Annotated in this window: 22 protein-coding genes and 1 pseudogene; 14 read left to right on the forward strand and 9 right to left on the reverse strand. The window is 71.0% G+C overall.

The genetic code is table 11. The features are described 5' to 3' along the window. Window positions 1–463: 463 nt before the first annotated feature. Both OHB00_RS36860 and OHB00_RS36865 read left to right on the forward strand, forming a co-directional pair. Window positions 464–2,020 (forward strand): RNA polymerase sigma factor, encoded by a 1,557-nt coding sequence (locus tag OHB00_RS36860; protein ID WP_406441375.1) that lies wholly within the window; start codon window positions 464–466, stop codon window positions 2,018–2,020. Between the two features lie 122 nt (window positions 2,021–2,142). Further along, complete coding sequence (locus OHB00_RS36865; RefSeq protein WP_406441377.1) at window positions 2,143–3,009, forward strand: serine protease; 867 nt, start codon at window positions 2,143–2,145, stop codon at window positions 3,007–3,009. A 97-nt stretch (window positions 3,010–3,106) separates the two neighbouring features. Here the strand turns inward: OHB00_RS36865 and OHB00_RS36870 are convergent, their stop codons facing one another. Continuing rightward, window positions 3,107–3,337 (reverse strand): hypothetical protein, encoded by a 231-nt coding sequence (locus tag OHB00_RS36870; RefSeq protein ID WP_406441379.1) that lies wholly within the window; start codon window positions 3,335–3,337, stop codon window positions 3,107–3,109. 441 nt (window positions 3,338–3,778) lie between these two features. On the opposite strand from OHB00_RS36870, the gene OHB00_RS36875 reads away from it, so the two are divergent. From OHB00_RS36875 to OHB00_RS36900, 6 genes are all read left to right on the forward strand, one after another. Then, on the forward strand, window positions 3,779–5,902 hold the full coding sequence (locus tag OHB00_RS36875) for a type IIA DNA topoisomerase subunit B (RefSeq protein WP_406441381.1): 2,124 nt from the start codon (window positions 3,779–3,781) through the stop codon (window positions 5,900–5,902). A gap of 593 nt (window positions 5,903–6,495) precedes the next feature. Next, window positions 6,496–7,029: a DUF1453 domain-containing protein gene (locus tag OHB00_RS36880; protein WP_406441383.1), complete on the forward strand. Its 534-nt coding sequence runs from the start codon at window positions 6,496–6,498 to the stop codon at window positions 7,027–7,029. Next, complete coding sequence (locus OHB00_RS36885) at window positions 7,026–8,177, forward strand: sensor histidine kinase (RefSeq protein WP_406441384.1); 1,152 nt, start codon at window positions 7,026–7,028, stop codon at window positions 8,175–8,177. The genes OHB00_RS36880 and OHB00_RS36885 overlap by 4 nt, the downstream gene beginning before the upstream one ends. Continuing rightward, entirely contained in the window at window positions 8,174–8,857 is a 684-nt protein-coding gene (locus OHB00_RS36890; protein WP_406441386.1) for a response regulator, read from the forward strand. Before OHB00_RS36885 ends, OHB00_RS36890 begins: the two co-directional genes overlap by 4 nt. Window positions 8,858–8,926: 69 nt before the next feature. Further along, window positions 8,927–9,484: a DUF485 domain-containing protein gene (locus OHB00_RS36895; RefSeq protein WP_406441388.1), complete on the forward strand. Its 558-nt coding sequence runs from the start codon at window positions 8,927–8,929 to the stop codon at window positions 9,482–9,484. Next, entirely contained in the window at window positions 9,481–11,073 is a 1,593-nt protein-coding gene (locus OHB00_RS36900; RefSeq protein ID WP_406441390.1) for a cation acetate symporter, read from the forward strand. Before OHB00_RS36895 ends, OHB00_RS36900 begins: the two co-directional genes overlap by 4 nt. 15 nt (window positions 11,074–11,088) lie before the next feature. Here the strand turns inward: OHB00_RS36900 and OHB00_RS36905 are convergent, their stop codons facing one another. Further along, a complete protein-coding gene (locus OHB00_RS36905; protein WP_406441392.1) occupies window positions 11,089–11,781 on the reverse strand; it encodes a response regulator in 693 nt (230 codons plus the stop codon). 158 nt (window positions 11,782–11,939) lie between these two features. Here OHB00_RS36905 and OHB00_RS36910 point away from each other — a divergent pair, with 158 nt between their 5' ends. The 3 genes from OHB00_RS36910 to OHB00_RS36920 are packed head-to-tail and all read left to right on the forward strand — an operon-like array spanning window position 11,940 to window position 14,709. After that, window positions 11,940–12,755: an ABC transporter ATP-binding protein gene (locus OHB00_RS36910; RefSeq protein ID WP_406441393.1), complete on the forward strand. Its 816-nt coding sequence runs from the start codon at window positions 11,940–11,942 to the stop codon at window positions 12,753–12,755. Further along, window positions 12,745–13,611, forward strand: coding sequence for an ABC transporter permease (locus tag OHB00_RS36915; RefSeq protein ID WP_406441394.1), 867 nt, complete (start codon window positions 12,745–12,747; stop codon window positions 13,609–13,611). The genes OHB00_RS36910 and OHB00_RS36915 overlap by 11 nt, the downstream gene beginning before the upstream one ends. A 54-nt stretch (window positions 13,612–13,665) precedes the next feature. Beyond that, a complete protein-coding gene (locus tag OHB00_RS36920) occupies window positions 13,666–14,709 on the forward strand; it encodes an ABC transporter substrate-binding protein (RefSeq protein WP_406441395.1) in 1,044 nt (347 codons plus the stop codon). Between the two features lie 6 nt (window positions 14,710–14,715). Here the strand turns inward: OHB00_RS36920 and OHB00_RS36925 are convergent, their stop codons facing one another. The 4 genes and pseudogenes from OHB00_RS36925 to OHB00_RS36940 form a co-directional block, all read right to left on the reverse strand. Continuing rightward, window positions 14,716–15,396 carry a response regulator gene (locus OHB00_RS36925; protein WP_406441397.1) on the reverse strand — a complete coding sequence of 227 codons (681 nt, stop codon included), beginning with the start codon at window positions 15,394–15,396 and terminating at the stop codon, window positions 14,716–14,718. Beyond that, window positions 15,393–17,053, reverse strand: a pseudogene (locus OHB00_RS36930) (ATP-binding protein). The gene OHB00_RS36925 and the pseudogene OHB00_RS36930 overlap by 4 nt, the downstream one beginning before the upstream one ends. Before the next feature lie 83 nt (window positions 17,054–17,136). After that, window positions 17,137–18,081: a sucrase ferredoxin gene (locus OHB00_RS36935; protein ID WP_406441399.1), complete on the reverse strand. Its 945-nt coding sequence runs from the start codon at window positions 18,079–18,081 to the stop codon at window positions 17,137–17,139. Window positions 18,082–18,160: 79 nt separating this feature from the next. After that, window positions 18,161–19,417 carry a citrate/2-methylcitrate synthase gene (locus OHB00_RS36940; RefSeq protein WP_406441401.1) on the reverse strand — a complete coding sequence of 419 codons (1,257 nt, stop codon included), beginning with the start codon at window positions 19,415–19,417 and terminating at the stop codon, window positions 18,161–18,163. A gap of 670 nt (window positions 19,418–20,087) precedes the next feature. Here OHB00_RS36940 and OHB00_RS36945 point away from each other — a divergent pair. Further along, complete coding sequence (locus tag OHB00_RS36945) at window positions 20,088–21,656, forward strand: sigma-70 family RNA polymerase sigma factor (protein WP_406441402.1); 1,569 nt, start codon at window positions 20,088–20,090, stop codon at window positions 21,654–21,656. A gap of 198 nt (window positions 21,657–21,854) precedes the next feature. On the opposite strand, the gene OHB00_RS36950 is transcribed toward OHB00_RS36945, so the two are convergent. From OHB00_RS36950 to OHB00_RS36960, 3 genes are read right to left on the reverse strand one after another with little or no spacing between them, the layout of a single operon-like run. Continuing rightward, entirely contained in the window at window positions 21,855–22,484 is a 630-nt protein-coding gene (locus tag OHB00_RS36950) for a 3-oxoacid CoA-transferase subunit B (protein ID WP_406441404.1), read from the reverse strand. Beyond that, window positions 22,484–23,179 carry a 3-oxoacid CoA-transferase subunit A gene (locus OHB00_RS36955; protein ID WP_406441406.1) on the reverse strand — a complete coding sequence of 232 codons (696 nt, stop codon included), beginning with the start codon at window positions 23,177–23,179 and terminating at the stop codon, window positions 22,484–22,486. Before OHB00_RS36955 ends, OHB00_RS36950 begins: the two co-directional genes overlap by 1 nt. Further along, a complete protein-coding gene (locus OHB00_RS36960) occupies window positions 23,176–24,372 on the reverse strand; it encodes a thiolase family protein (protein WP_406441408.1) in 1,197 nt (398 codons plus the stop codon). Before OHB00_RS36960 ends, OHB00_RS36955 begins: the two co-directional genes overlap by 4 nt. 75 nt (window positions 24,373–24,447) lie before the next feature. Here OHB00_RS36960 and OHB00_RS36965 point away from each other — a divergent pair, with 75 nt between their 5' ends. Continuing rightward, a complete protein-coding gene (locus tag OHB00_RS36965; protein ID WP_406441410.1) occupies window positions 24,448–25,338 on the forward strand; it encodes a LysR family transcriptional regulator in 891 nt (296 codons plus the stop codon). A 265-nt stretch (window positions 25,339–25,603) separates the two neighbouring features. Next, on the forward strand, window positions 25,604–26,551 hold the full coding sequence (locus tag OHB00_RS36970) for a helix-turn-helix domain-containing protein (protein ID WP_406441412.1): 948 nt from the start codon (window positions 25,604–25,606) through the stop codon (window positions 26,549–26,551). Window positions 26,552–26,564 lie beyond the last annotated feature (13 nt).

Raw genomic sequence — 26,564 nt, forward strand, 5'->3', positions numbered from 1 at the left:
AGCGGTGCTCTCCGTCAGTGCCGTGTTCTCGGGGCGTCGTCGGTCCGGGAACCCGCTTCCGCCGGCCGCCGCCGGACCCCGCCGGATCCCTCAGGGCTCCGGCGGGGTCCGGCGGTGGGCTAGGCGGGGCCGACGTGGTGGGCGGTGACCGGCCGTGTGAACAGGCTCGGCATCGGCCCGAACGGCCCGGAGAGATCATCAACGACTACTTCTGCCCACGTCTGACCGTTTTTGAGCGCTTACGGGGTGTGACTCGGGCCACGTAGATTGGGCGTAACGCTCTTGCGGACAACGCGATGACCTAAGAGGTGACAGCCGCGGAGGGAATACGGACGCCATTCATGGCGCTGTGCATCTTCCCGGCCCCCGCCCGCGCCGTCGGCCCATCCCCAAGCCGGCGGTCGGCTCCAGTCCGTCCCGGACGGGGCCGGAAGCCGTTTTCCAACGTTCCGAGAGGTTGTTCGTGTCGGCCAGCACATCCCGTACGCTCCCGCCGGAGATCGCCGAGTCCGTCTCTGTCATGGCTCTCATTGAGCGGGGAAAGGCTGAGGGGCAGATCGCCGGCGACGATGTGCGTCGGGCCTTCGAAGCTGACCAGATTCCGGCCACTCAGTGGAAGAACGTACTGCGCAGCCTCAACCAGATCCTTGAGGAAGAGGGTGTGACGCTGATGGTCAGTGCCGCGGAGCCCAAGCGCACCCGTAAGAGCGTCGCAGCGAAGAGTCCGGCCAAGCGCACCGCCACCAAGACGGTCGCGGCGAAGACGGTGACCACCAGGAAGGCCACTGCCCCGGCCGCCCCGGCCGTGGCGCCCACCGCCGTCGCCGACGATCCGGCCGAGGAGGCGGCGCCCATGAAGAAGGCCGTCGCCAAGAAAGCCGCCCCCACCGCCAAGAAGGTGGCCGCGAAGAAGACCGCGACCGCCGCCGCCAAGAAGACGGTGGCCAAGAAGACCGCCGCCAAGAAGGACGACGCCGAGATCCTTGAGGACGAGGTCCTTGAGGAGGCGAAGGCGGGCACCGAGGAGCCCGAGGGCGCCGAGAGCGCGGGCTTCGTCCTGTCCGACGAGGACGAGGACGACGCGCCGGCGCAGCAGGTCGCGGCGGCCGGTGCCACCGCCGACCCGGTCAAGGACTACCTCAAGCAGATCGGCAAGGTCCCCCTGCTCAACGCCGAGCAGGAGGTCGAGCTCGCCAAGCGCATCGAGGCCGGTCTGTTCGCCGAGGACAAGCTGTCCAACGCCGACAAGCTGGCCCCCAAGCTCAAGCGCGAGCTGGAGATCATCGCCGAGGACGGCCGCCGCGCCAAGAACCACCTCCTGGAGGCCAACCTCCGTCTGGTGGTCTCCCTGGCCAAGCGCTACACCGGCCGCGGCATGCTCTTCCTGGACCTCATCCAGGAGGGCAACCTCGGTCTGATCCGCGCGGTCGAGAAGTTCGACTACACCAAGGGCTACAAGTTCTCCACGTACGCCACCTGGTGGATCCGTCAGGCGATCACCCGCGCCATGGCCGACCAGGCCCGCACCATCCGTATCCCGGTGCACATGGTCGAGGTCATCAACAAGCTCGCGCGCGTGCAGCGCCAGATGCTCCAGGACCTGGGCCGTGAGCCCACCCCGGAGGAGCTGGCCAAGGAGCTCGACATGACCCCGGAGAAGGTCATCGAGGTCCAGAAGTACGGCCGTGAGCCCATCTCCCTGCACACCCCCCTGGGTGAGGACGGCGACAGCGAGTTCGGTGACCTCATCGAGGACTCCGAAGCGGTCGTCCCCGCGGACGCCGTCAGCTTCACGCTCCTCCAGGAGCAGCTGCACTCGGTGCTGGACACCCTGTCCGAGCGCGAGGCCGGTGTCGTCTCCATGCGGTTCGGTCTCACCGACGGTCAGCCGAAGACCCTCGACGAGATCGGCAAGGTCTACGGCGTCACGCGTGAGCGCATCCGTCAGATCGAGTCCAAGACCATGTCGAAGCTGCGCCACCCGTCGCGCTCCCAGGTGCTGCGCGACTACCTCGACTAGGTCGCCGTCGTACGGCGTCGAAGGCCCGGTCTCCCGCCGCGGAGGCCGGGCCTTCGTGCTGCGGGTCGCGGTGCGCTGGATGACTCTGGGTGTCCCAGTCCCACCCAGAGTGAGGAGCGTGCATGCGCCGTTCTGTTGCCCCGGCCCTGATCCGGCCGCTGATCCTGGCGGCCGTAGCCACGGCCATACCGCTGGCCACCACGCCTCCCGCCGTCGCCGACAGCATCGTGGTCGGCGGCTTCCCCGTCGACGTCTCCCAGGCCCCCTGGACGGTCGCACTGTCCAGCCGTGACCGGTTCGGGGGTACGCGGGCCGGTCAGTTCTGCGGCGGGGTGGCGATCGCTCGGACCACGGTGCTGACCGCCGCCCACTGCCTCGCCGACGAGGTCATCGGCGGAGCGTCCGACCCGGTCCGCGACCTCAAGGTCATCGCGGGCCGGACGGATCTGCTCGCGTCGCAGGGCCAGGAGATCCCCGTCACCGTCGCCCGGGTCAATCCCGGCTACGACCCCGACGCCAACACCGGTGACTTCGCCGTCCTCACCCTTGCCGAGCCCCTGCCGGGCGACGCGGTGATCACGATGGCTCCCGACGGGGACACCGCCTACGCACCCGGCACCAGCGCCCTGGTCTCGGGGTGGGGGGACATCACGGGCGGTGGAGACTACTCGCGCCGGCTGTACGCGGCGCGGCTCCATGTGCTGCCCGACGAGACATGCGAGCGTGCCTATCCCGGCGGCGCCGACGGCACCTACCGGGCGGACTCGATGGTGTGTGCGGGCGAGACCCGCGGTGGCCCGGACGCCTGCCAGGGCGACAGCGGAGGGCCGCTGGTCGCCGGCAAGAAGCTGATCGGGCTTGTGTCATGGGGGAGCGGCTGCGGCAGACGGGGGAGCCCTGGCGTCTACACGCGCGTCTCGGAGGTCGTACGGGCGCTCGGTCCCGGAGGTGCCCTCGGCGGCTCACGCGGGGCTCAGAAGCGCTCCTGAGAGCCTCTGTGCGCATACGACGAGGGCGGCCGCTCCCCAGGGAAGCGGCCGCCCTTCACCGGCCTTGCCGGAGCTGGCTCGTCGTGGATGCGAGAGGTCAGCGCTCATCTTCGGAAGCGGCGGCCGGAGCGGAGGTCAGCCGCTCCGTCTCGTCCTGTATCTCAGCGGCGATCTTCTTGAGTTCCGGCTCGAACTTGCGACCGTGGTGGGCGCAGAAGAGCAGTTCTCCGCCGCTGAGCAGCACGACGCGCAGGTATGCCTGGGCGCCGCAGCGGTCGCAGCGATCGGCGGCCGTCAGGTGGCTCGCGGGGGTCAGAACAGTAGTCACGTCGCCTCTTCTCTAGCTCGACGAGCTGTCGTACCAGGGTCAACATCCAACCAGCCCGAAAACGTTCCCGCTCGGGGCTTCTCCTCGAAAAAAAATCTTTCGAGGTGGCCGTCTGCTGCCGGTTGGCGGCGAATGTGCCGTATTGCGTCGTCTTCGGTGCTTACGGGTTCGCGCGGTTCATCGGTCTCATCCTCCCGGCCGGGTTGCCGGTTGTTTGTGAGGACGTGCCCGGAGCCTAAATGGTTCATGCCTCGAAGGGAACGTGATATGTACTTCACTCCATCGAGGGATCGAACACGTATACGACCTTGGACTAGTGTGAGTTCATGACGAGGGTGGCGTTACAACGGCTCTACCAGGCCTCGGTACCCTCTGAGCGGCGACCGAAGCCGGCCCTTACCCAAAAGGGGCCCCATCGAAATTCAGCGAGGAGCGAACCGCGTGACCGCCGATACGTCCGTGCCGTCCACAGCGCTGCTGACAGGAGCAGACCGGGACGGCTCCAACTACACCGCGCGGCACCTGCTCGTCCTTGAGGGCCTTGAAGCCGTGCGCAAGCGTCCCGGCATGTACATCGGATCGACCGACAGTCGCGGTCTGATGCACTGCCTGTGGGAGATCATCGACAACGCCGTGGACGAGGCTCTCGGCGGCTACTGCGACCACATCGACGTCATCCTCCACGACGACGGCTCCGTCGAGGTCCGGGACAACGGCCGCGGCATCCCCGTGGACGTCGAGCCCAAGACCGGCCTGTCCGGCGTCGAGGTCGTCATGACCAAGCTGCACGCCGGCGGCAAGTTCGGCGGCGGCTCCTACGCGGCCTCCGGCGGTCTGCACGGCGTCGGCGCATCCGTGGTCAACGCGCTCTCCGCGCGGCTCGACGTCGAGGTCGACCGCGGCGGTCAGGTGCACGCCATCAGTTTCCGCCGCGGTGTGCCGGGTGCCTTCGCCGGCGACGGTCCGGACGCCAAGTTCGAGGCCAAGAGCGGACTGCGCAAGACCAAGAGGGTGCCCAAGACGCGCACCGGCACGCGTGTGCGCTATTGGGCCGACCGCCAGATCTTCCTCAAGGACGCCAGGCTCGCCCTGGACACGCTTCACCAGCGTGCCCGCCAGACCGCGTTCCTGGTGCCCGGCCTGACCATCGTCGTCCGCGACGAGTACGGCCTCGGCGAGGGCGGCAGCAAGGGTGAGGAGTCGTTCCGCTTCGACGGCGGTATCAGCGAGTTCTGCGAGTACCTGGCCACCGACAAGCCGGTCTGTGACGTCCTCCGCTTCTCCGGACAGGGCACCTTCAAGGAGACCGTCCCGGTTCTCGACGAACACGGCCAGATGACCCCCACCGAGGTCACCCGCGAACTCGGCGTCGACGTGGCGCTGCGCTGGGGCACCGGTTACGACCAGACCGTGAGGTCGTTCGTCAACATCATCGCCACGCCCAAGGGCGGCACCCACGTGGCCGGCTTCGAGCAGGCCATCCGCGAGACCCTGAACGAGGCGCTGCGCGCCAAGAAGCTGCTGCGCGTCGCCGAGGACGACATCGTCAAGGACGACGCCCTGGAGGGCCTCACGGCGGTCGTCACCGTCCGGCTCGCGGAGCCGCAGTTCGAGGGCCAGACCAAGGAGGTCCTCGGCACCTCGGCGGCCCGCCGGATCGTGAACAGCGTGATCTCGAAGGAACTGAAGGCGTTCCTCACCTCCACCAAGCGGGACGCCGCCGCCCAGGCCCGCGTGGTCATGGAAAAGGTGGTCGCCGCAGCCCGGACCCGCATCGCGGCCCGCCAGCACAAGGACGCGCAGCGCCGCAAGACGGCCCTGGAGTCCTCGTCCCTGCCCGCCAAGCTCGCCGACTGCCGCAGCGACGACGTCGAGCGCAGCGAGCTCTTCATCGTCGAGGGCGACTCCGCGCTCGGTACCGCCAAGCTCGCCCGGAACTCCGAGTTCCAGGCGCTGCTGCCGATCCGCGGCAAGATCCTCAACGTCCAGCGGTCCTCGGTGACGGACATGCTCAAGAACGCCGAGTGCGGGGCGATCATCCAGGTCATAGGGGCGGGCTCCGGGCGCACCTTCGACATCGACGCCGCCCGCTACGGCAAGATCATCATGATGACCGACGCCGACGTCGACGGGTCCCACATCCGCTGCCTGCTGCTGACGCTGTTCCAGCGGTACATGCGGCCCATGGTCGAGGCCGGCCGGGTCTTCGCCGCGGTCCCGCCGCTGCACCGGATCGAGATCGTCCAGCCCAAGAAGGGCCAGGACAAGTACGTGTACACGTACTCGGACCGCGAGCTGCGCGACAAGCTGATGGAGTTCCAGACCAAGGGCGTCCGGTACAAGGACTCCATCCAGCGCTACAAGGGTCTCGGCGAGATGGACGCCGACCAGCTGGCGGAGACGACGATGGACCCGCGCCACCGCACCCTGCGCCGCATCAACCTCTCCGACCTCGATGCGGCCGAGCAGGTCTTCGACCTTCTGATGGGCAACGACGTTGCTCCGCGCAAGGAGTTCATCTCCAGCTCGGCGGCGACGCTGGACCGGTCCCGGATCGACGCGTAGCCGCTGCGCTCGGCTCTGGCCGACGTGGCGGCCGGTGCGCCTCGCTGCGGTAGGCCGGCGGCTGGCAGGGCAGGGCAGGGCAGGGCGGTGGGCCGGGCGGCGGCGGGTGTCCGCTGTCCGGCCGGGCCTTCCGGCCTGTCCGCCGGGGCCGCAGGACCTCGTCGGCCGTCCGGCCGGGCGCCGATCGGTCGATTCTGCGGGATGCCATGCCCACCGTCGGCCCGCCGAGCCCTGTCGGCCAATCCGAGGCCTGTCGGCTCGCCGAGCCAGTCGGCTAGTCCGAGGCCTGTCGGCTCGCCGGAGGTCTGCCCTGCGGCCCGCCGAACCTGTCGGCCAGTCCGAGGCCTGTCGGCCCGCCGAGCCCTGTCGGCCAGTCCGAGGCCCGTCGGCTCTCCGGAGGTCTGCCCCGCGGGCCGGCGGGGCCCGCGCAGTTCCGTGGGGGGTCTCCACCCGGGGGTGGAGAGATCCCACGCGCTGGAATCCACCCGTGATCCACCCCCGCTCCGATCTGCTGACCTGCGCATTTCCGTAGCGTCGAAGGCGTCGGCAGCTCCCGCTCCCGGCACCGCCCCTTCCCGCTCACGGAGGCTCTGATGTCCGGGCTCGTCAACGCGTTGCTGATCGTGGCCGTCGTCGTCGTGGTGATCGCGCGGCAGTTTCGCGCCCGCCCGATCAGCACAGGCCGGCGCTGGTGGCTGGTGCCCGTGATCCTCGCGGTCGTGGCGCTGCGCGAACCCGGCATACTCGACGCCCACCACCGCACCGCGTCCGCCCTCCTGCTCGCCACCGAGATGCTGGTGGGACTGGTCATGGGCGCAGCGTGGGCCTGGACCACCCGGGTGTGGACGGAAACCGACGGCGCCGTGTGGACCAGGAGCACCAAGGCGAGCGGGCTCGTCTGGTTCGCCGGCATAGCTGTGCGCGTCGGTCTCTACGCCGTCGGAGCCGCCATCGGCGTCCATCAGGACAGCGCGGCTCTCATGCTCGGACTGGCGGTCACCCTGCTGGTCCGCGCCGGCATCCTCGTCTGGCGTGCCCAGTCGCTCCCCTCCACCGCGTCCGCGAGCGGCCCCACCCGGGCGTACGGTGACGGCATGGCCCGGGTCACCAGGAGGGAAGGCGTGTGACGGAGAACGCCTGGACGCGCTGGCCCCCGCGAGAAGCGCTGAGCCGGGAGGGTGTCTCCCGCCCCAGGCGCTCCCTCGCCTGGGGCGTGAGACTGCTCGTCCTCGCCCTGCTGGTGTGGAGCGCCTTCAACCAGTCGCACGTCCACGGCTGGGGTGTGGCCGCGGCGGTGGCGGGGGTCGCCGTGACCGCCGTGGTGTCCTGGGGGTTCTTCCGGACCACCTACGCCCACCGGCTCCTCCCCTCCCTGGTGCTCATTACTGTGCTCCTGGGCGTCGCGGTCGTGGCGGAGACCACCGGCTTCCGGGGACCGGCCCTCGTGATCTGGTGCGGCTGCGGCATCTCCGCCCTGGAGCGGCTGCCGGTCGCGATCGCCCTGCCCGTCGCATCGGTGGCCCTGGCCTCGTACTCCGCGTTCAACAACGACGTATGGCTGACCACCGCGGCCACGGTCGCCGGCATGGCTCTCGCCGGTTACGTCATGAGACTCGACGCAGAGGCCAGGGGCCACGCCCAGCGGCTGCTCGCCCAGGAGCGCGCCGCGAGAGCGGCCGAGGCCGAGTCGGCGGCACTGGCGGAGCGGGCCAGGATCGCCAGGGAGATCCATGATGTGCTGGCGCACAGCCTTTCCGCCCAGATGGTGCACCTGGAGGCCGCGCGGCTGCTGATCGAGCGCGGAGCCGACCGGGAGCAGATCCTGGAACGGGTGGTGGCCGCCCGCGGAATGGCCCGCGACGGGCTCGCCGAGACCCGCCAGGCCCTGTCCGCCCTGCGTGGCGAGCTCACCCCGCTGGAGGAGTTCCTGACCGAACTCGCCGGTTCGACCGACGGCGCCGAGGTCACCGTCACGGGTGATCGCAGGTCCCTGCCCGCTGAGGCGTCGCAGACCGTACGACGTGTCGCCCAGGAGGCGTTGACGAATGTCCGCAAGCACGCCCACGGCGCCAAGGTCCAGGTACGGCTGGCTTACAGCGATCATGAAGTGATGCTGAAGGTGCGGGACTCGGGCGGTCGTCCTGGCGAACTCACCGGCTCCGGCAGCGGGTACGGTCTGCTGGGTATGCGTGAGCGGGCCGAGCTGCTGGGCGGGTCGCTGGAGGCAGGGCGGGACGACGAGGGGTTCGAGGTGAGGTTGAGGGTGCCCGTATGACGGAGACGGAGGGGGAGAAGAAGCCCGCACGGGTCGTGGTCGCCGATGACCAGACCGTGGTCAGGGAGGGGATCGTGATGCTCCTCGGTCTGCTGCCCGGCGTGGAGGTGGTCGGAGCGGCGGGTGACGGGGAGGAGGCGGTCCGGCTGGTCGCCGAACTGGCCCCGGACGTGGTGCTGATGGACCTGAGGATGCCGCGCTGCGACGGTGTGGAGGCGACCCGGCGGATCCGGTCGGAGTACCCGGGGACCCAGGTCGTGGTGCTGACCACGTTCGCGGACGACGAGTCGCTGTTCCCGGCGTTGCGGGCCGGTGCCCGTGGTTACCTGACCAAGGACGCGGGCGGCGACGAGATCGTGCGCGCCGTGGAGAGCGTGCTCTCGGGGGACGCGGGACTGTCGCCGAGCATCCAACGGCGGCTGCTGGAGCGGCTGTCGCAGCCCGAACCGGCACCCGTGGCCATGGAGGCGCCGGACGGGCTCACCGCGCGGGAGACCGAGGTCCTGGTGCTGATCGCCGAGGGGTTCACCAACCAGGAGATCGCCCGGAGCCTGCACGTCTCCACCGCGACCGTGAAGACGCACATCAACAACCTGTTCGCCAAGACGGGGCTCAAGGACCGGGCCCAGGCGGTGCGTTACGCCTACGGGAAGGGATTGGTGCGGCCACCAGCGGATTGAGTCACCTGATGGGGTGAAGAGCCAGGGGAAGAAGAGTCGGGGATCTTCCCGATCTGTCCATCCTTGGGCATGCAGTCAAGCAACGGGCGTCACCGCGACGGCGGGGACGGCTCCGAGGGTTCGGCCGGGCGGTACGAAAACCAGGGCGAGTACGACGCGGCCTCCCGAGAAGTCAGGTACGAGGACCCCTGGTACGACGCGCTGGCCTCCGGCTGGGGCGAGCTGGACGGCACCGGGAGGCAGACTCCCGCGGTACCGGGCGCGCGAACGGAGCGGGACGCTGCGGCGGTTCACGCCCGTGACGTGTATCTGGAGGTGCAGCGCAGCGCGGCCTTCCAGGAGGTGCGCAGCCGGTACCGGAGGTTCGTGGTGCCGGGGACCGCCGTCTTCCTCACCTGGTACGTGGGATATGTGGTGACCGCGACGACGGCGCCGGGGCTGATGGCGCGGCCCGTCGCCGGAGCGGTGAACGTGGCGATGGTCGCGGGGCTCGGGCAGTTCCTCACCACGTTCCTGTTCACCTGGGCCTACGCCCGGCACGCGCGGCTGCGCAGGGACCGTGCCGCGCTGGAGCTGCGCTGGGACACCCAGGAGCTGACCAGGGGCGCGCGGGGCGGTGCGGCATGACCGGCCACCATCAGACCCTGGCGCTGCTGCTGTTCAGCGCGTTTGTCGCCGTGACGCTCGGGATCACGACGTGGGTGAGCCGGAGGCGGCACGGCTCGGCGGAGGAGTTCTATGCCGGCGGTCGGCTCTTCTCGCCGATGGAGAATGGTTTTGCCATCGCGGGCGACTACATGTCGGCGGCCTCCTTCCTCGGGGTGACCGGGCTCATCACGCTCTTCGGCTACGACGGGCTGCTGTATGTGGTCGGCTTCCTGGTGGCGTGGCTGGTCGTGCTGTTCCTGGTGGCTGAGTTGGTGCGCAACTGCGGGCGGTTCACGCTGGCCGATGTGATCGCGGCGCGGATGAGCGAGCGGCCGGTGCGGATCGCGGTGGGAACGTCATCGGTCACCGTGTCCGTTCTCTACCTGGTGGCGCAAATGGTGGGAGCGGGCAGCCTGGTCGCGCTGCTGCTCGGGCGGACCAGCGAGGCGGCGCAGGCGTGGACGGTCATCGGCGTCGGCGCGTTGATGGTGATCTATGTGTCGCTGGGAGGCATGCGGGCCACGACATGGATCCAGATCGTGAAGGCGGTCCTGCTGCTGAGCGGGACTGTGGCGTTGACCGTGCTGGTGCTGCTGCGCTTCCACGGAGACGTCGACCGGCTGCTGCTCACGGCCGCCGAGCGCAGCGGGCACGGAAAGGAGTTCCTGGTGCCGGGGCTCAGGTACGGCGGGAGCTGGAGCGCCCGGCTGGACTTCATCAGCCTGGGACTGGCGCTGGTGCTGGGCACGGCGGGCCTGCCGCACATCCTGTCCCGCTTCTACACGGTGCCGACCGCGCGGGCGGCACGGCGTTCGGCGGTCTGGTCGATCGGGCTGATCGGGAGCTTCTACCTGATGACGATCGTGCTCGGCTTCGGGGCGGCGGCCCTGGTCGGGCCGGACGCGGTGCGGGCGTCGAGCGCGTCGGGGAACACGGCGGTTCCGCTGCTGGCGCTCGACCTGGGCGGTGGTGCGGGCTCCACAGGCGGAACGGTTCTGTTCGCGGTGGTCGCCGCCGTCGCCTTCGCGACGATCCTCGCCGTGGTCGCCGGGATCACCCTCGCCTCCTCGGCGTCCGTCGCCCACGACCTGTACGCCACGCTGCGCAGGCCGCACGCCAGGCAGCGCAGCGAGGTCGCGGTGGCGCGCACGGCGGCGGTCGGTATCGGTGTCGTGGCGATCGCCCTCGGCCTGCTGGCCCGGGACATGAACGTCGCCTTCCTGGTGGGGCTCGCCTTCGCGGTGGCGGCCTCGGCGAACCTGCCGGCGCTGGTGTACTCGCTGTTCTGGCGGAACTTCACGACACGCGGCGCCGTATGGGCCGTATACGGCGGCCTGGTACCCGCGCTGGGGCTGGTCGTGCTGTCTCCGGTGGTGTCCGGGAGCCCGGGCGCGCTGTTCCCCGGGGTGGACTTCCAGTACTTCCCGTTGCAGAACCCGGGGATCGTCTCCGTTCCGCTCGGTTTCCTGGCCGGCTGGCTCGGCACGGTCACCTCGGACGAGGTTCCGGACGAGGCCCGGCACGCGGAGACCGAGGTGCGGTCGCTGACAGGGGCAGGGGCCGTCTAGAGCGCCCCGGAAGAGCTACGGCGCGACCCAGGCGTAGCGGTGTTCGGGGCGGCCCGTGTCGCCGTATTTCAGGGAGAGCCGGAGGCGGCCGGCCTGTTCCAGATGGCGGAGGTAGCGCTGGGCGGTGGAGCGGCTGAGGCCGGTCTCGGCAGCCACCTCGTGGGCGGAGAGCGGATGGCCGGCGCGGTGCAGGACGCCGCAGATGAGGTCCGTCGTGGGCTCGGAGTGGCCGCTGGGCAGGCCGGGCGCGGACGGCGCCGGTGAGGTGCGCAGGGCGCCGAAGATCCGGTCGACCTGCTCCTGGCCGGTCAGGCCCCGGCCGCCTACCCGGTCGACGGTACGGCGCAGGGCCGCGTAGGAGTCCAGGCGGGCGCGCAGGGCGGCGAAGGTGAACGGCTTGACCAGGTAGTGCAGGGCGCCCAGGCGCATCGCCTTCTGGACGGTCGTCACATCGCTGGCCGCCGTGATCATGATGACGTCGGTGCCGTGGCCCTGTTCCCGCATCTGGTGGACGAGTTCGAGGCCGGTCTGGTCCGGCAGGTAGTGGTCCAGCAGGACCAGGTCGATGGTGCCGCGGCCCACTGCGGCCAGGGCCTGGGCAGCGCTGTGCGCGCGGGCGGCCACCCGGAAGCCGGGAACCTTCCCCACGTACTTGGCGTTTATCTCAGCGACGCGGAAGTCGTCGTCGACCACCAGGACGTCAATCATCAGGCCTCTCCTTCAAGGCCGGCGAGCGTTAAGCCCGTGTTTCGGCTCCGCAGTTGTAGCGCGAGCAAAAAGAGCACAACAGGTGCTTGCGAGCAAAAGAACGGCTTGCGCCCAGAAGACTGCTGCCGTGGTGCGGGCCACACCTACCGTCCCGGCCCATGAGCGCAGACACCAGCCCCGCCATCGAGCTGCGGGGTGCGAGCAAGATCTTCAAGACCCCGTCGGGGGGTCTGCACACGGCCGTCCGCGACCTCGACCTCACCGTGGGGCGCGGCGAGTTCGTGGCCGTCGTAGGGCCGACGGGGTGCGGCAAGTCCACCACGCTGACCCTGGTCAGCGGGCTGGAGGAGCCCAGTGAGGGCGAGGTGCTGGTGGCCGGCGAGCCGGTCGCCGGCGTCGGTGACAAGGTCGGTTTCGTCTTCCAGCAGGACGCCACCTTCCCCTGGCGGACCGTCCTCTCCAACGTGATGGCCGGCCCCCGCTTCCGGGGCGTGCCCAAGGCGGAGGCCAAGGAGAAGGCCCGCGCCTGGCTGGCCAAGGTCGGGCTGGCCGCCTTCGAGGACCGTTACCCGCACCAGCTCTCCGGTGGTCAGCGCAAGCGCGTTGCGCTCGCCGCGACCTTCGTCAACGACCCCGAGATCCTGCTCATGGACGAGCCGTTCTCCGCGCTCGACGTGCAGACCCGGGCCCTGATGTCGGACGAGCTGCTTGAGCTGTGGGAGGGCACGGGCGCCTCGGTGGTCTTCGTCACCCACGACCTGGAGGAGTCCATCGCGCTGGCCGACAAGGTCGTCGTCATGACCGCCGGGCCCGCGACCGTGAAGCGGGTCTTCGAGATCGACCTGCCCCGCCCCCGCAAGGTCGAGTCGGTGCGTCTGGAGCCGCGGTTCATCGAGATCTACCGCGAGATCTGGGAGTCCCTCGGCGAAGAGGTCCGCATCACCCGTGAGAGGGGCGCCGCTCATGTCGCCTGACACCCTCAGCACACCGGTCGTCGAGACGGCCAAGGCGGCGCCGGACCGCGCCAGGTCGCGGGCCCAGGCCGCCCGCAGACGCAAGGCGATCGTGCTCGCCGTGCGCGTCCTGCTCCTGGTGGCCGTCCTCGGCCTGTGGGAGGTCCTGTCCCGAGCCAAGGTCATCGACCCGTTCAACTTCTCGATGCCGTCGAAGATCTGGGACCAGATCTGGACCTGGGTGACCCATGGCACCGCCCTCGGTCCCCTGGGCGAGCAGATCTGGTACACGCTCTACGAGGCTCTGCTCGGCTGGGTCATCGGTGTCATCGCCGGTGTGGTCTTCGGTATCGCGCTGGGACGGATCAGCTTCCTCGCCGATGTCCTTGGTCCATACATCAAGGTGCTCAACTCGATCCCCAGGATCGTGCTCGCCCCGATCTTCGTGATCTGGTTCGGCCTCGGCGCGTCCTCCAAGGTCGCCTCGGCCGTCGTGCTGGTGTTCTTCCCGGTGTTCTTCAACGCCTTCCAGGGCGCCCGTGAGGTCGACCGCAACCTGGTCGCCAACGCGCGGATCCTCGGCGCGAGCGACCGCAGGGTGACCCTCCAGGTCGTCATCCCGTCGGCCACCTCGTGGATCTTCACCAGCCTCCACGTCAGCTTCGGCTTCGCCCTCATCGGCGCCATCGTCGGCGAGTACATCGGTGCCACCAAGGGGATCGGCCTGCTCGTCGCGCAGTCGCAGGGCACCTTCAACGCGGCCGGTGTGTATGCCGCGATGACCATCCTCGCCGTCGTCGCGCTCGCCGCCGAAGGACTCCTCACCTTCGCCGAGCGCCGCATCTTCCGGTGGAGGCCGTCGGGTTCCGACGACTGAGCCCGCACCCCTCTTCTCCGCTCCGCACCACCTCTCACAAGGACGTGAACCGTCATGCGCAAGTCCGCCAGATACAGCACCCTGGCCGCCGCCGGCCTGCTCGCCCTCTCCTCCCTCACCGCCTGCGCCAACGACGCGGCGAGCACGGCCTCCACCGGCTCGGGCAAGGGCACGAAGGTCAAGATCATGGTGGGTGGCCTGGACAAGGTCATCTACCTGCCCGCGATGCTCACCCAGCGGCTCGGCTACTTCGACGCCGAGGGCCTCAATGTGGAACTGCTGACCGAGCCGGCCGGTGTGCAGGCCGAGACGGCGCTCGTCGCCGGCCAGGTCCAGGGGACGGTGGGCTTCTACGACCACACGCTGGACCTGCAGACCAAGGGCAAGGCGGTGGAGTCCGTCGTGCAGTTCTCCCGCGCTCCCGGCGAGGTGGAGGTCGTCTCCACCAAGGCGGCCGGTGACATCACCTCGCCCAAGGACTTCAAGGGCAAGAAGCTGGGCATCACCAGCCTCGGGTCGTCGACCGACTTCCTCACCAAGTACCTCGCCGTCAAGAACGGGGTGAAGGTCAGCGACTTCTCTCCGGTCGCCGTCGGCGCGGGCGCGACCTTCATCTCGGCGCTCCAGCAGGGTTCCATCGACGGTGGCATGACCACCGACCCGACCGTCGCGACGATCCTGGACAAGAAGGCGGGCAAGGTCCTGGTGGACATGCGGACGCCGGAGGGGTCCCAGAAGGCGCTCGGCGGGCCGTACCCGTCGTCGAGCCTGTACATGCAGACGGACTGGGTCAACGGTCACAAGGACACCGTCCAGAAGATGGTCAACGCATTCGTCAAGACGCTCAAGTGGATGTCCACGCACAGCGCTTCCGAGATCGCGGCCAAGATGCCCGCCGACTACGCCCAGGGCGACAAGGCTCTCTACACGCAGTCCATCGAGAGCACTCTGCCGATGTTCACCGACGACGGAGTCATGCCGGAGAACGGTCCGGAGACCGTGGAGAAGGTGCTCAAGGCCTTCAACACGAACATCCAGAACGCCGATGTCGACCTCAGCAAGACGTACACCACGGAGTTCGTCGAGGCCGCCAAGTAACACGCCTCAGCCGCGGGTCGCCCACACGTAACGGTGTTCGGGGCGGCCCGCGTCGCCGTACTTGAGGGTCAGCCGCGCCCGTCCCGTGCGCTCCAGGAGCTTCAGATAGCGCTGGGCGGTCTGGCGGCTGACCCCCGTCCGCTCGGCGATCTCCTGGGCCGACAGCGGGCCCTCGGCGCTCATCAGGGACTGGCGCACCAGTTCGGCGGTGGTGGGGGAGTGCCCCTTGGGCAGCCCCGGCTCGGAGGGCGCGGACAGGGCGCCGAAGATGCGGTCCACCTCGGCCTGTTCGGCCTCGCCGCCGCCGTCCAGGGTGCGCCGCAACCGCGCGTACGCCTCCAGCTTGGCGCGCAGCCCCGCGAACGCGAACGGCTTGACCAGGTACTGCAGCGCGCCCTGCCGCATCGCGGCCTGCACGGTCGACACGTCCCGGGCCGCCGTCACCATGATCACGTCGGTCTGGTGGCCGCGCCGGCGCATCTCCCGGACCACCGCGAGGCCCGTGTCGTCGGGCAGGTAGTGGTCCATCAGGACGAGGTCGAGACGGGGCAGGGCCTCCAGCTGACGCAGCGCCTGTGCCGCGCTGTGGGCCGCGCCGGCCACATGGAAGCCGGGCACCTTCTCGACGTAGGCGGCGTTGACCCGGGCCACCCGGGTGTCGTCGTCCACGACCAGGACCTCGATCATCGGGCCTCCTCGTCGGCCGGTGCGAGCGCCGGTGCCGGCTCCAGCCCCGGTTCGGTCAGGGCCTCGGGGAGCACGACCGTGAACTGGGCGCCCCCACCCTCCGGTTCGCCCACGGTCGCGCTGCCGCCCTGCCGTTCGGCGAGCCGGCGCACCAGAGGGAGCCCGATGCCGCGCTTGCCGTGTGCGGGCGGCTTCTTGGTCGACCAGCCCTCCGTGAAGACCAGCTCCCGCTGTGCCGCCGGGATCCCGGGCCCCGTGTCACGCACCCTGAGGACGATCGCCCGGCCTTCCGCGCACAACTCGACCTCCACGCGCGCGTGCGGTGTACCGGCGACCGCGTCCAGCGCGTTGTCCACCAGGTTGCCCACGACCGTGACCAGGCCCCTGGGGTCGATCAGGCGGTCCGGGAGCCAGGTGCGGTCCGACACCCACAGGGCGACGCCGCGTTCGGCCGCGACGGTCGCCTTGCCGACCAGCAGGGCAGCCAGCAGCGGGTCCTGGATCTTCTCCGTGACCTGCTCCGCGGTGACCCGGTGGTCGCCGACCACCTCGCCGACGAACTCCACCGCGTCGTCGTACATCTCCAGCTCCAGCAGCCCGAGCAAGGTGTGCATGCGGTTGGCGTGCTCGTGGTCCTGGGCGCGCAGGGCGTCGATCAGACCGCGCGTGGAGTCGAGTTCACGGCCGAGCTGTTCCAGTTCGGTGCGGTCGCGCAGGGTGGCGACGGCGCCGCCGTCGTCCGTGGGCATGCGGTTGGCGACCAGGACCCGCTGGCCGCGCACGGTGAGCAGGTCCGTGCCGGTCACCCGGCCGGCCAGCACATCGGTCGTGCGGCCCGCGCCGAGCGCCTCGTCGGGGGACCGGCCGACGGCTTCGTCACCGATGCCCAGGAGCCGTCTCGCCTCGTCGTTGAGCAGCCGGACGCGGCCGCCGCGTCGAGGGCGACGACGCCTTCCCGGATGCCGTGCAGCATCGCCTCGCGCTCCGCGAGCAGCGCCGAGATGTCGGAGAAGGCCAGGTCGCGGGTCTGCCGCTGGACCCTCCGGGAGATCAGCCAGGCGGCCAGCGCGCCGGCTGCGAGGGCACCGCCGGCGTAGGCGAACAGCCCGGGGATCGTGCTGAGCAGGCGCGCCCGCACGCTGTCGTAGGCGATGCCGACCGAGACCGCCCCGATGATCCGGTGCTTCGAGTCGTAGAGCGGCACCTTGCCGCGCGCGGAGCGGCCCAGGGTGCCGTTGTCGATCTGCATGACCTCCTTGCCGGCCAGCGCCTCGCTGGGGTCGGTCGAGACATGCCCGCCGATCTCCGAGAGGGTGGTGTGCGACCAGCGCACGCCCCGCCGGTCCATCACCACGATGTACTCGGCGTGGGTGGCCTTACGGATCCTCTCGGCCTCCCGCTGCACCGGCCCGCTCGTGCTCGGCCTGGTGGTCAGCACGCCCTCGGCGATCTGCGGGTCCTGGGCGGTGGTCTCGGCGATCGCCAGCGCCCTGCGCATCGCCTCCTGGTCCAACTGCTTGCTCAGGGGCGCCAGGAAGAGCCCGGTCGCGAGCACGGCGACCCCTGCGGCGATCGCCAGCTGCATCAACAGGATCTGTGAGAACACCTTCCGGGGCAGCCGGGGACGCAGACGGCGCACAGGGGGTGTGGGGCTCATACCCATGACGGTACGTGCGCGGGTGCGCCGGACTTAAGGGGGTGTGGCATGGATCTCTTGACCAGTTCTTGGGAGAGTCCGGGTCAGCTCGCCAGCGCCGTCGTCGTCCGCAGCTCCCGCAGCGACACCACGTCCATCCGGGCCGGCGACCCCAGCACCGACGCCCCGCAGCTCTCCGCGCGCGGCGGCAGCGAGGCGCCCTGGGCCACGCAGACCCGCCAGCGGCGGGTGTCGGCGTGGGCGACGGTGACCTCCCAGCGCGGGGCCGCGCCCTCGGTCCGTACGACGCTCAGCACGCCCGCGGTGTACTCGCCGACCGCCTCCCGCACGGCCAGTTCGGCCGCCTGTCCGGGCCGTTCCCAGGCGGAGCAGCCGCGGCACCCCTCCGTCACCACACGGCCCTCCTGAATGCCGTGCAGGACCTCCTTGACGGAATGAGCCTCGGCGCGGCCGTACGCATAGCCGTACGGCAGGACGAGCACCGTCGGCGAGAAGCGATGACCACCCAGATGGGTGACCTCCCAGGTGCCCGGTACCCCGGACGCGGCCAGCTCGGCGGCGAGCGGGCGGCCCAGCAGGGCACAGCAGCGGTCCCGCTTGCCGTTGGTGCAGACGAGCGCGAGCGGGCTGCCCCGGTGCGGCCGGCCGTCGAGCGCCGCGCCGAACGAACGGTGGTCGCCCGCGCCGAGCGCGGCGAGGTCGAGACCGAGCAGCCGGTGCGGGTCGCGGGTGGTGGCGCTGTGCAGCCAGACGTTCCCGGGGACCGTGTGGGCGACGTACACCTGCCGTGGCGCGGGGGTGCCGGGGTCGGCGTGGCGGCCGGGGCGGCGGATCAGCGCGATCCGTACGCCGGTCCCCTCGGCGGCGGCCTCCAGGGCGCGGCCCAGCGCGGGGTCCAGATGGCTCGAAGTGAGCGCCTTGGGACCCCACGGGCCGGGTTGTTCCAGGAGCAGCCACGTCGTCGCGGTGGCGGCGGTACCGGAAACAGGCTCGTCGAGCATCCGGGAGACGGTTGCGCACCTACTCACAGAGGTGAGCCTAACCTGACTTTCCCCGGAGTGGCTTCCGGCCCGCCCGTTCGCGCCTCCGAAGGGGTGGCCGAAGGGGTTATTCCGGCAGGGGCTGGGGCGGTTTCGGGCCGATGTAGTGGCCGCTGGGGCGCATGCGCAGCGGGCGTTCGCCGTACTCCTCCAGGGCGTGGGCGATCCAGCCCGCCGTCCGGGCGACGGCGAAGATCGTCTCGCCGGCGGTGGCGGGCATGCCGCAGGAGGCCGTGAACACGGCGAGCGCCAGGTCGACGTTGGCGTGCAGCGGGGCGTGCCGGGCGGTCGTGGCGACGATGTCCCTGGCCGCGAGCAGGGCGGGCTCCGCGCGGGGGACCTCCTCCAGCAGTGCGAACAGGGCACGCGCGCGGGGGTCCTCGCCCTGGTAGAGGCGGTGGCCGAGGCCGGGGATACGGCGGCCCGCGCGGAGTTCGTCCGCGATCACCGTGACGGCGCTGCCCTGGTCGAGGACGTCGAGCAGCATCCGGTGGGCGAGGCCGCTGGAGGCGCCGTGCAGGGCGCCTTCGAGTACGCCGAGCCCCGCTGACACGGCCGCGTACGCGTGGGCGCGCGCGGAGGCGGCGACCCGGACCGCGAGAGTGGAGGCGGCCAGGTCGTGGTCGGCGAGCAGCGCGAGCGCCGTGTCCAGGACGCGCAGCGCGGCGTCGCCGGGTTCGATGCCGGTCAGTCGGCGCCACAGGCGGTGGGCCAGCGGGCCGTCGTCATGCCCTGCCCGGCGCTGCACGGGAAGCGCGGCGACGAGCGTGGGGATCAGCACGCGCGCGGTGCCGAGGACGGACTCCTCGGACAGGTCGAAGCGCAGCGGGTCCTCGGCGGCCGCGGCGATCGTGGCGACGCGCAGCCGGTCGGTGGGCGAGGTGTGCTCGGACAGCGCGTCGACAGCCCGGCGGGCGACCGCGACGCCGGCCTCCGGCGCGGTGAGGGTCGCGCCCCGCGTCATGCGGCCCGTCCACAGCCACTCCGCCACCTCCTCGTAGGAGTGGTGCGCGGCGAGCTCCGTGGCGTCGACGCCACGGAAGAAGTACCGGTCCCTGTCGATCAGCGTGATCCGGGTGCGCACCGACAGATCGCCGCCGGAGCCCGGACTCCCGGCTGCCTCCCGCCTGTGGCGCCGGGCGAGCGCCTCCACCTCCCGGGCGTCGAAGGTGCTGGCGCGGCCCCCGGGCTCGCGTCTGCTGCTGAGCTGGCCCCGGCTCACGTAGGCGTACACGGTCTCGGGCTTCACGCCGAGCAGCTCGGCGGTCTCCTTGGTGCTCAGCCGCCGCGCGGGACTGCCGGGAACGGGGTGTTGATCGCGCATGGCCGTCACCGTAGCCGTTTCCGCATAGGTTGACTCGATCAATGTTGACGGAGGCCGCGGAGGGCGCCATGTGTTCTCTGCTCCGGGCGCCGGGCCGCGCCCGTTCCGGTCAGCGGCCGGCGTAGTCCGCGGCGAGGCGGTCGACGAACGTCATGAGCCTGGCGTTCATCTCGGTCCGGGGTGAACTCCAGGTGGCACTGGAAGCCGTACACGTACCGGCTGTAGGCGACGACTGGCGGGGGCAGCCTTCGCGCCGAGGCCGGCGAGGAAGGGGTGCCGGCGGCCCTCGACGGTGAGGGAGACGGGGAAGGACCCGATCTCGTGGCCCCGGGCGCGGGCCCAGTCCTCGTAAGCCCCTGGGGCCTCGAACGACTCGTGGACGACGAAATGTGGCAGAGCCAGCCCTTCTGCAAGAGGGACAAGAGAAGAAGAGGGAACGGGAGGGGTGCCGGTGCCGACACCCCACGGGTGCTGCGCTGTACGTGTGTCTCACGTGCCTGGGCGGTGAGGGCGGTGAGGGCGGTGACGTCGGGGTCGGTGAGGAGCGCGTGGGCGGCGTGTAGATCAAACATGGCGAGGTCCCATCGACCCACGGGGATCCTCCTGATCCGGCCCTGACACACTGTCGAGCCTTGACACATCGGCGCGGCGAACAGGACAGGTGGGGCGGGTGCGTTCGCAGGGCAGGCAGGAACGGCCGGAGCTCGCCGTCGTCCTGGCGGCGCGGGCCGGGGACCGGCAGGCTTCGGAACAACTCGTGCGGGACTGTCTGCCGTTGGTCTACAACATCGTCGGGCGGGCGCTGAACGGACACAGCGATGTCGACGACGTGGTCCAGGACACGATGATGCGGGTCCTGGACGGGTTGCCCGGACTGGAGCAACCGGATCGGTTCCGGTCCTGGCTCGTCGCCATCACCGTGCGGCAGATCCGTGACCGGTGGCGCCGGGGGCGGACCTGTAACCAGCCGGAATCCTTGGACGAGACCGCCCACGAGGCGGCCCCGCAGGCCGACTTCGCCGATCTGGCGATTCTTCGGCTGGCGCTCTCGGGCCAGCGGCGGGAAGCCGTGGAGGCGACCCGATGGCTTGAGGACGAGGAACGCGAGGTGCTCGCCCTGTGGTGGATGGAGGCCGCCGGTGAACTCACTCGCGGTGAGCTCTCGGCGGCCTGCGGTCTCACCCCGCAGCATGCCGCGGTGCGGGTCCAGCGGGTCAAGGAGCGGCTGCAGACCGCGCGGACCGTGGTACGAGCCCTGACCGCCTCGCCACGCTGTACGGACCTGGCACCCGTGCTCGCCTCATGGGACGGCCGGCCGTCCGCGCTGTGGCGCAAGCGGCTGGCACGTCACGTCCGGGACTGTCCCCGGTGTCTGGCCGGCGCGTCCGACCTGATACCGCCGGAGGGGCTGTTGGGCGGCCTCGCGCTGGTGCCGGTGCCCATCGGCCTGGCCGGCCTGGTGCAGAACAGGGCGCCGGCGGCGGACCCGGGCGGGGCGACCGCCGGCGCGGGCGCGCGGACGGCGAAGGGGCCGGGCCGTACGGCGCACACGATCGGCAAGCTGGCCGCCAAGCCCGTGGCAGCGACCGTGTGCACCGCGGTCCTCGCGGCCGCCGGAGTGGCCTGGTACATGGTCGTACGATCCCAGGAGCCGACCGGAAGCCCCGCCGCCGCGGTCTCGCCGTCACCCGCCGCCTCGTCCGAGCCGCCGTCGCAGGGAACGTCCGCCTCGACGACGCCGACACCGACACCGACGCCGAAACCGACGCCGACGCCAGCCCCGGCGACGACGGTCGAGGCTCTGTTCGACGGGCTGCACGCCCTGCGCTCGGTCGACGACCCCGGCGACTACGTGAGCCAGTCCGGCCGGTTCGGCATCCTGGGGCCGGTCGGCGCCGACAGCGCCGTGACCACCCGGCAGGCAGCCACCTTCACCTTCGTTCCCGGTCTGGCCGATCCGCGCTGCTACTCCCTCAGGGACGCCACGGGCCGTTACGTACGGCATTACGCCTTCCGTATCCGCCTGGACGCCAACGACGGATCCGCCCTCTTCCAGAAGGACGCCACCTTCTGCGCGCGTTCCGGCTCCGCCGCCGGTTCGGTCTCCCTGGAGTCGTACAACTATCCCGGCCGCTACCTCCGCCACCGGGACGACCTCCAACTGTGGCTCGACCCTTCCGAGAACACCGCCGCGTACCGGGCCAGCCGCTCCTTCGTCCTCGCGGCGCCCTGGACCTGACGCGCCGAAGAGCGGCTTTCCCAGGTGACGGCCGGAAGGCTCCGGTACGGACCGGTTCGACCCCCATGGCATTCTCTCGCCGGGTCGTTACGGTGTCCGGCCCCGCGCGGCGGGCGCGCACGGGGGGCGGTACTCCCGCGTAGGGGCCGTGGCCGGGGACCGGGACCGGCCCCGAGTCGGCCCCGGACGGCTCGTGTGTCAGGCGACGCGCTTGAGCCCGAGACGAGCCGAGAGATCTTCGGGAGTGGTGCCGTACGTCTCCAGGATCCTCACCTCGCCGCCGGCGAGGTCGAAGATCCCGTGGTCGGTGTAGACCCGGCTCACGCAGGCCCGCCCGGTGAGCGGGTAGGTGCAGGCCGGCACCAGCTTGGGGGAGCCGTTCTTGGCGAAGAGCGTCATCATCACGTAGACGTCCTTGGCGCCGATGGCCAGGTCCATCGCGCCGCCCACAGCCGGGATGTCGCCGGCGCGCCCGGTGTGCCAGTTGGCCAGGTCCCCGTTGAAGGCGACCTGGTAGGCGCCGAGCACGCAGACGTCGAGATGGCCGCCGCGCATCATCGCGAAGGAGTCGGCGTGGTGGAAGTACGACGCGCCCGGCAGCTCGGTCACCGGTACCTTTCCGGCGTTGGTCAGGTCCGGGTCGACCTCGTCGCCCCGGGCGGCCCGGCCCATGTTGAGCATGCCGTTCTCGGTGTGCAGCACGACGCCGGAGTCCGCCGGCAGGTGGTCGGCGACCTTGGTCGGATGGCCGATGCCCAGGTTGACGTAGGAACCGGCCGGAATGTCGCGGGCGACGACGGCGGCGAGCTCGTCGGGGGTGAGTGCCATCAGCGGGCTCCTCGGGTCAGGTACTGACGCGGCTGGACGGGCACGACCCGGTCGACGTAGATGCCCGGTGTCACGACGGCCTCGGGGTCCAGGGTGCCGACAGGCACGACCTCGGTGACCTGGACGATCGTCAGGGCGGCGGCGGTGGCCATGACGGGACCGAAGTTGCGTGCGGTCTTGCGGTAGACGAGGTTGCCCATCCCGTCGGCGCGGTGGGCCCCGATGAGGGCGACGTCGCCCTTGACCGGGTACTCCAGGACGTGGTCGCGTCCGTCGATGGTGCGGACCTCCTTGCCCTCGGCCAGCGGCGTGCCCACGGCCGTCGGGCAGTAGAACGCGCCGATGCCCGCGCCGGCCGCGCGCAGCCGCTCGGCCAGGTTGCCCTGCGGGACGACCTCCAGCTCGATCCTGCCCGCGCGGTAGAGCTCGTCGAAGACGTAGGAGTCGCTCTGCCGGGGGAAGGAGCAGATCACCTTCCGTACCCGCCCGGCCTTGAGCAGCGCCGCCAGGCCGACCTCGCCGTTGCCGGCGTTGTTGCTGACGATCGTCAGGTCCTTCGCACCCTGCCGGATGAGCCCGTCGACGAGGTCGAAGGGCATGCCGGCCATGCCGAAGCCGCCCACCAGGACGGTCGAGCCGTCCTTGATTCCGGCCACCGCCTCGTCGACGTTCTCCAGCACCTCGGCCCGGCTCATCGGCCCACCGCCGCGGTCTCGACGTTCTCCAGCACCACGGCCAGCGCCTGCCCGACGCCGATGCAGATCGCCGCCACGCCGTACCGCTCGCCGCGCTCGGCCAGCACCTTCGCGAGCGTCCCGAGGATGCGGCCCCCGGAGGCGCCCAGCGGATGCCCGATCGCGATGGCACCGCCCTTGACATTGACGATCTCCGGGTCGATGCCCCAGGCGTCGACACAGGCGAGGGACTGCACCGCGAACGCCTCGTTGAGCTCCACCGCGCCGACCTGGTCCCACTTGATCCCGGCCCGTGCGAGCGCCCGCTCCGCGGCCGCTACCGGCGCGAACCCGAACGCCTGTGGCTCCAGCGCGCTCGCGCCCCGGCCGGCGATCCTGGCCAGCGGCGCCCGCCCGACGGCGTCCGCCGCCGCCTCGGAGCCCAGCAGCACGGCGGATGCGCCGTCGTTGAGCGGGGAGGCGTTGCCCGCGGTGATCGTGCCGTCCTTGCGGAACGACGGTTTCAGCGCGGCCAGCTTCTCGACCGTGGAACCGGCCCGGATCCCCTCGTCGCGGGCGAGTCCGGCACCCTCGACGGGCACCACCAGGTCGTCGTAGAACCCCTCGTCCCAGGCCGCGGCGGCCCGCTGGTGGGAGCGGACGGCGAACGCGTCCTGGCGCTCGCGCGGGATGCCGAAGCGCTCCCGCAGCTGCTCGTTGCACTCGCCCAGCGAGACCGTCCACTCCTGCGGCATACGGGAGTTGACGAGGCGCCAGCCCAGGGTGGTGGAGACCGCGGTGACGTTGCCGGCGGGGAAGGCGCGATCCGGCTTGGGCAGCACCCACGGCGCCCGGGTCATCGACTCCACTCCACCGACGAGCACGACGTCGGCGTCTCCCACCTCGATGGTCCGCGACCCGATGATCGCGGCGTCGAGCGAGGAGCCGCACAGCCGGTTGACGGTGGTGGCGGGCACGGAGACCGGGAGCCCGGCCAGCAGGGCGGCCATCCGGCCGACGTTGCGGTTGTCCTCGCCCGCCTGGTTGGCGTTGCCCCACACGACCTCGCCGATCGTGGCGGGATCGAGGCCGGGGGTCTTGGCGAGTACGCCGTTGATCGCGCTCGCCGCCAGATCGTCGGGGCGGACGTCCGCGAGGGCGCCGTTGAAACGCCCGAACGGCGTGCGGGCGGCGGCATAGACGAATGCAGTCATGGCCATCACGGTAGGCGCACGCCTTGATACCGTGAAGGATCGATATTCGACCCAATTGAGATGCAGGAAGTATCAATGGTGAACCTGCGTCACTTCGCCTACTTCGTCGCCGTCGCCGAGGAGGGCCATTTCGGCCGTGCCGCCGAGCGGCTGCACATGGCGCAGCCGCCGCTCTCACAGGCGATCCGGCGGCTGGAGGCCGAACTCGGCGTCGAGCTGTTCCACCGCACCACCCGCCGGGTCGGCCTGACCGAGGCCGGCCGCGCCTACCTCGCCCGGGCGCGCGCGATCCTCGCCGACGTCGACGAGGCGGGCCATGAGGCCCGCCGGGTCGCGGCCGGGGCGGTCGGGCACCTCGCGATCGGCTGTGTCGGTTCGGCGACGTACAGCCTGCTCCCGACGCTGTCCCGTCATCTCGCGGCCGAGCTGCCCGGCGTGGACTTCGCCTTCAGGGGCGAGATGCTCGCACCCGACCAGGTCGAGGCGCTGCGCGCGGGCGCGATCGACATCGCCCTGCTGCGGCCGCCGGTCGCCGACATCTCGCTGACGGTGACCCTGCTGCGGCGCGACCGGCTGGTGGTGGCGCTGCCCGTCGACCACCCGCTGGCGCGGCGCAGACAGATCCGGGTGGCGGAGCTGGGGCGTACCGACCTCATCGTGCACTCCGCCGACCGGCGCTCCGTGATGTACGGCGTGGTGCTCGGGCTGCTCCGGGACGCCGGTGTCGCCCCGCGCATCCGGCACGAGGTCGGCGAGACCTCCACGCTGGTCACCCTCGTGGCAGGCGGGCTCGGCCTCGCGGTCGTACCGGAGCCGGTGACCGCGCTCGCCCTGGCAGGTGTCGCCTACCGGCCGCTGGTCCGTCCGGCCGCCACCGTCGACCTCTCCGTCGCCCACCGGTCGGACCGGACGGAGCCGCACCTGGGCCGGACCGTCGACGTCATCCGCCGGATGCTCAGGTCCTGACGGACCGGCCGACGCGTCGGGCGCGGGTGCGGCGGTCCCCGGTCGAGAGGTCTCGACACAACCCGGCCCAGCTCGTGCGATGGCCGCACGCTCATGCGTTCAGCGCACGGGTGTCGCGATGGTCACTCAGATGCTCCCGGCCGTGACAGTGCCCCCGCGCCACGTGATGCGCACCGCGATCCAGAACCCCGACGCCGGGCCGGACGCCGTTCCGCGGCGCTTCATCGCCTTCTTCGCCTGAGGAACCGGTCCTACCCTGGGAGCCATGCACCCAGCACCCGCGGCACCCCGCCCGGCGCAAGCCTTCTCGACGGCGCACGTGCCGTCGGCGGAGCGGCTGCGGGCCTGGGAGGAGCACAACGCCGCCGCTCTGATCGCCCTGAAGTGCCGCACTCCGGGCGGCGAGGACTTCCAGGCGCGCGAGGACAACCTCGACCTCGGGCGGGTCCATCTGGCGCGGGTCCGCACCACGGCCCACGTCGTCGAGCGCTCCGCCGACCTCATCGAACGGCGGCCCACGGGATCCGTCGCCATCTACGTCTCGCTGCGCGGGGAAGCGCAGTTCCAGCAGGCCGGCAGATGGCGGGTCATCCGGCCCGGCGACGTTCTGGTCTGCGACGCGGACGGAAGCTTCGTGCGCGGATTCGGCCACGGTCTGGACGAGTTGGCGGTGCGTGTGGACCGCCGCGCGCTGCCGGACGGCGTGCGGGCCGGGGAACCGCTCATCGTCCGGCGCGCCGAGCGGAACCCCTACGGTCGCGCGATCACCCGTCTCGTCGGACGCGCCGTCGGCGTGGAGACCCCGACCCGGCCCGACGAGCAGACGATCGTCGATCTCGCCTCCGCACTCGTGGGCGACGGAACCACCCGGCCACCCGTCGTCCACCGGGCGCTGGCCTGTGCCCGCGTCGAGGACCGGTTGCACGATCCGCGCCTGTCCGCCTCCGAGGTCGCGGACGCGATCGGCATCAGCGTCCGTCAGCTCACCCGCGTCTTCGCGGACGCCGGCACGACGTTCCCGCGCTACGTGCTCGGACGGCGCCTCGAACTGGCCTACGCCCTGCTCACCGGCGCCGGCGCCGGTGCGGCCCGCACCGCGACCGTGGCGACCACCTGCGGTTTCAGCTCGGTCGCCCACTTCTCGCAGACCTTCCACGCCCGCTTCGGCATCACCGCCGGCGAGTTGCGCCGTACGGCCGCGAAGCGCGGCTGAAGACCCGCGGCAT

Source organism: Streptomyces sp. NBC_00631, assembly GCF_045206895.1.
Classification (GTDB): Bacteria; Actinomycetota; Actinomycetes; order Streptomycetales; family Streptomycetaceae; genus Streptomyces.

Coding starts and splice junctions, on each gene's coding strand:
- OHB00_RS36865 (WP_406441377.1), top strand. CDS start 2,143: ATGCGCCGTTCTGTTGCCCCGGCCCTGATCCGGCCGCTGATCCTGGCG.
- OHB00_RS36880 (WP_406441383.1), top strand. CDS start 6,496: ATGTCCGGGCTCGTCAACGCGTTGCTGATCGTGGCCGTCGTCGTCGTG.
- OHB00_RS36890 (WP_406441386.1), top strand. CDS start 8,174: ATGACGGAGACGGAGGGGGAGAAGAAGCCCGCACGGGTCGTGGTCGCC.
- OHB00_RS36895 (WP_406441388.1), top strand. CDS start 8,927: ATGCAGTCAAGCAACGGGCGTCACCGCGACGGCGGGGACGGCTCCGAG.
- OHB00_RS36900 (WP_406441390.1), top strand. CDS start 9,481: ATGACCGGCCACCATCAGACCCTGGCGCTGCTGCTGTTCAGCGCGTTT.
- OHB00_RS36905 (WP_406441392.1), bottom strand. CDS start 11,781: ATGATTGACGTCCTGGTGGTCGACGACGACTTCCGCGTCGCTGAGATA.
- OHB00_RS36910 (WP_406441393.1), top strand. CDS start 11,940: ATGAGCGCAGACACCAGCCCCGCCATCGAGCTGCGGGGTGCGAGCAAG.
- OHB00_RS36915 (WP_406441394.1), top strand. CDS start 12,745: ATGTCGCCTGACACCCTCAGCACACCGGTCGTCGAGACGGCCAAGGCG.
- OHB00_RS36920 (WP_406441395.1), top strand. CDS start 13,666: ATGCGCAAGTCCGCCAGATACAGCACCCTGGCCGCCGCCGGCCTGCTC.
- OHB00_RS36925 (WP_406441397.1), bottom strand. CDS start 15,396: ATGATCGAGGTCCTGGTCGTGGACGACGACACCCGGGTGGCCCGGGTC.
- OHB00_RS36940 (WP_406441401.1), bottom strand. CDS start 19,417: ATGCGCGATCAACACCCCGTTCCCGGCAGTCCCGCGCGGCGGCTGAGC.
- OHB00_RS36950 (WP_406441404.1), bottom strand. CDS start 22,484: ATGGCACTCACCCCCGACGAGCTCGCCGCCGTCGTCGCCCGCGACATT.
- OHB00_RS36955 (WP_406441406.1), bottom strand. CDS start 23,179: ATGAGCCGGGCCGAGGTGCTGGAGAACGTCGACGAGGCGGTGGCCGGA.
- OHB00_RS36960 (WP_406441408.1), bottom strand. CDS start 24,372: ATGACTGCATTCGTCTATGCCGCCGCCCGCACGCCGTTCGGGCGTTTC.
- OHB00_RS36965 (WP_406441410.1), top strand. CDS start 24,448: ATGGTGAACCTGCGTCACTTCGCCTACTTCGTCGCCGTCGCCGAGGAG.
- OHB00_RS36970 (WP_406441412.1), top strand. CDS start 25,604: ATGCACCCAGCACCCGCGGCACCCCGCCCGGCGCAAGCCTTCTCGACG.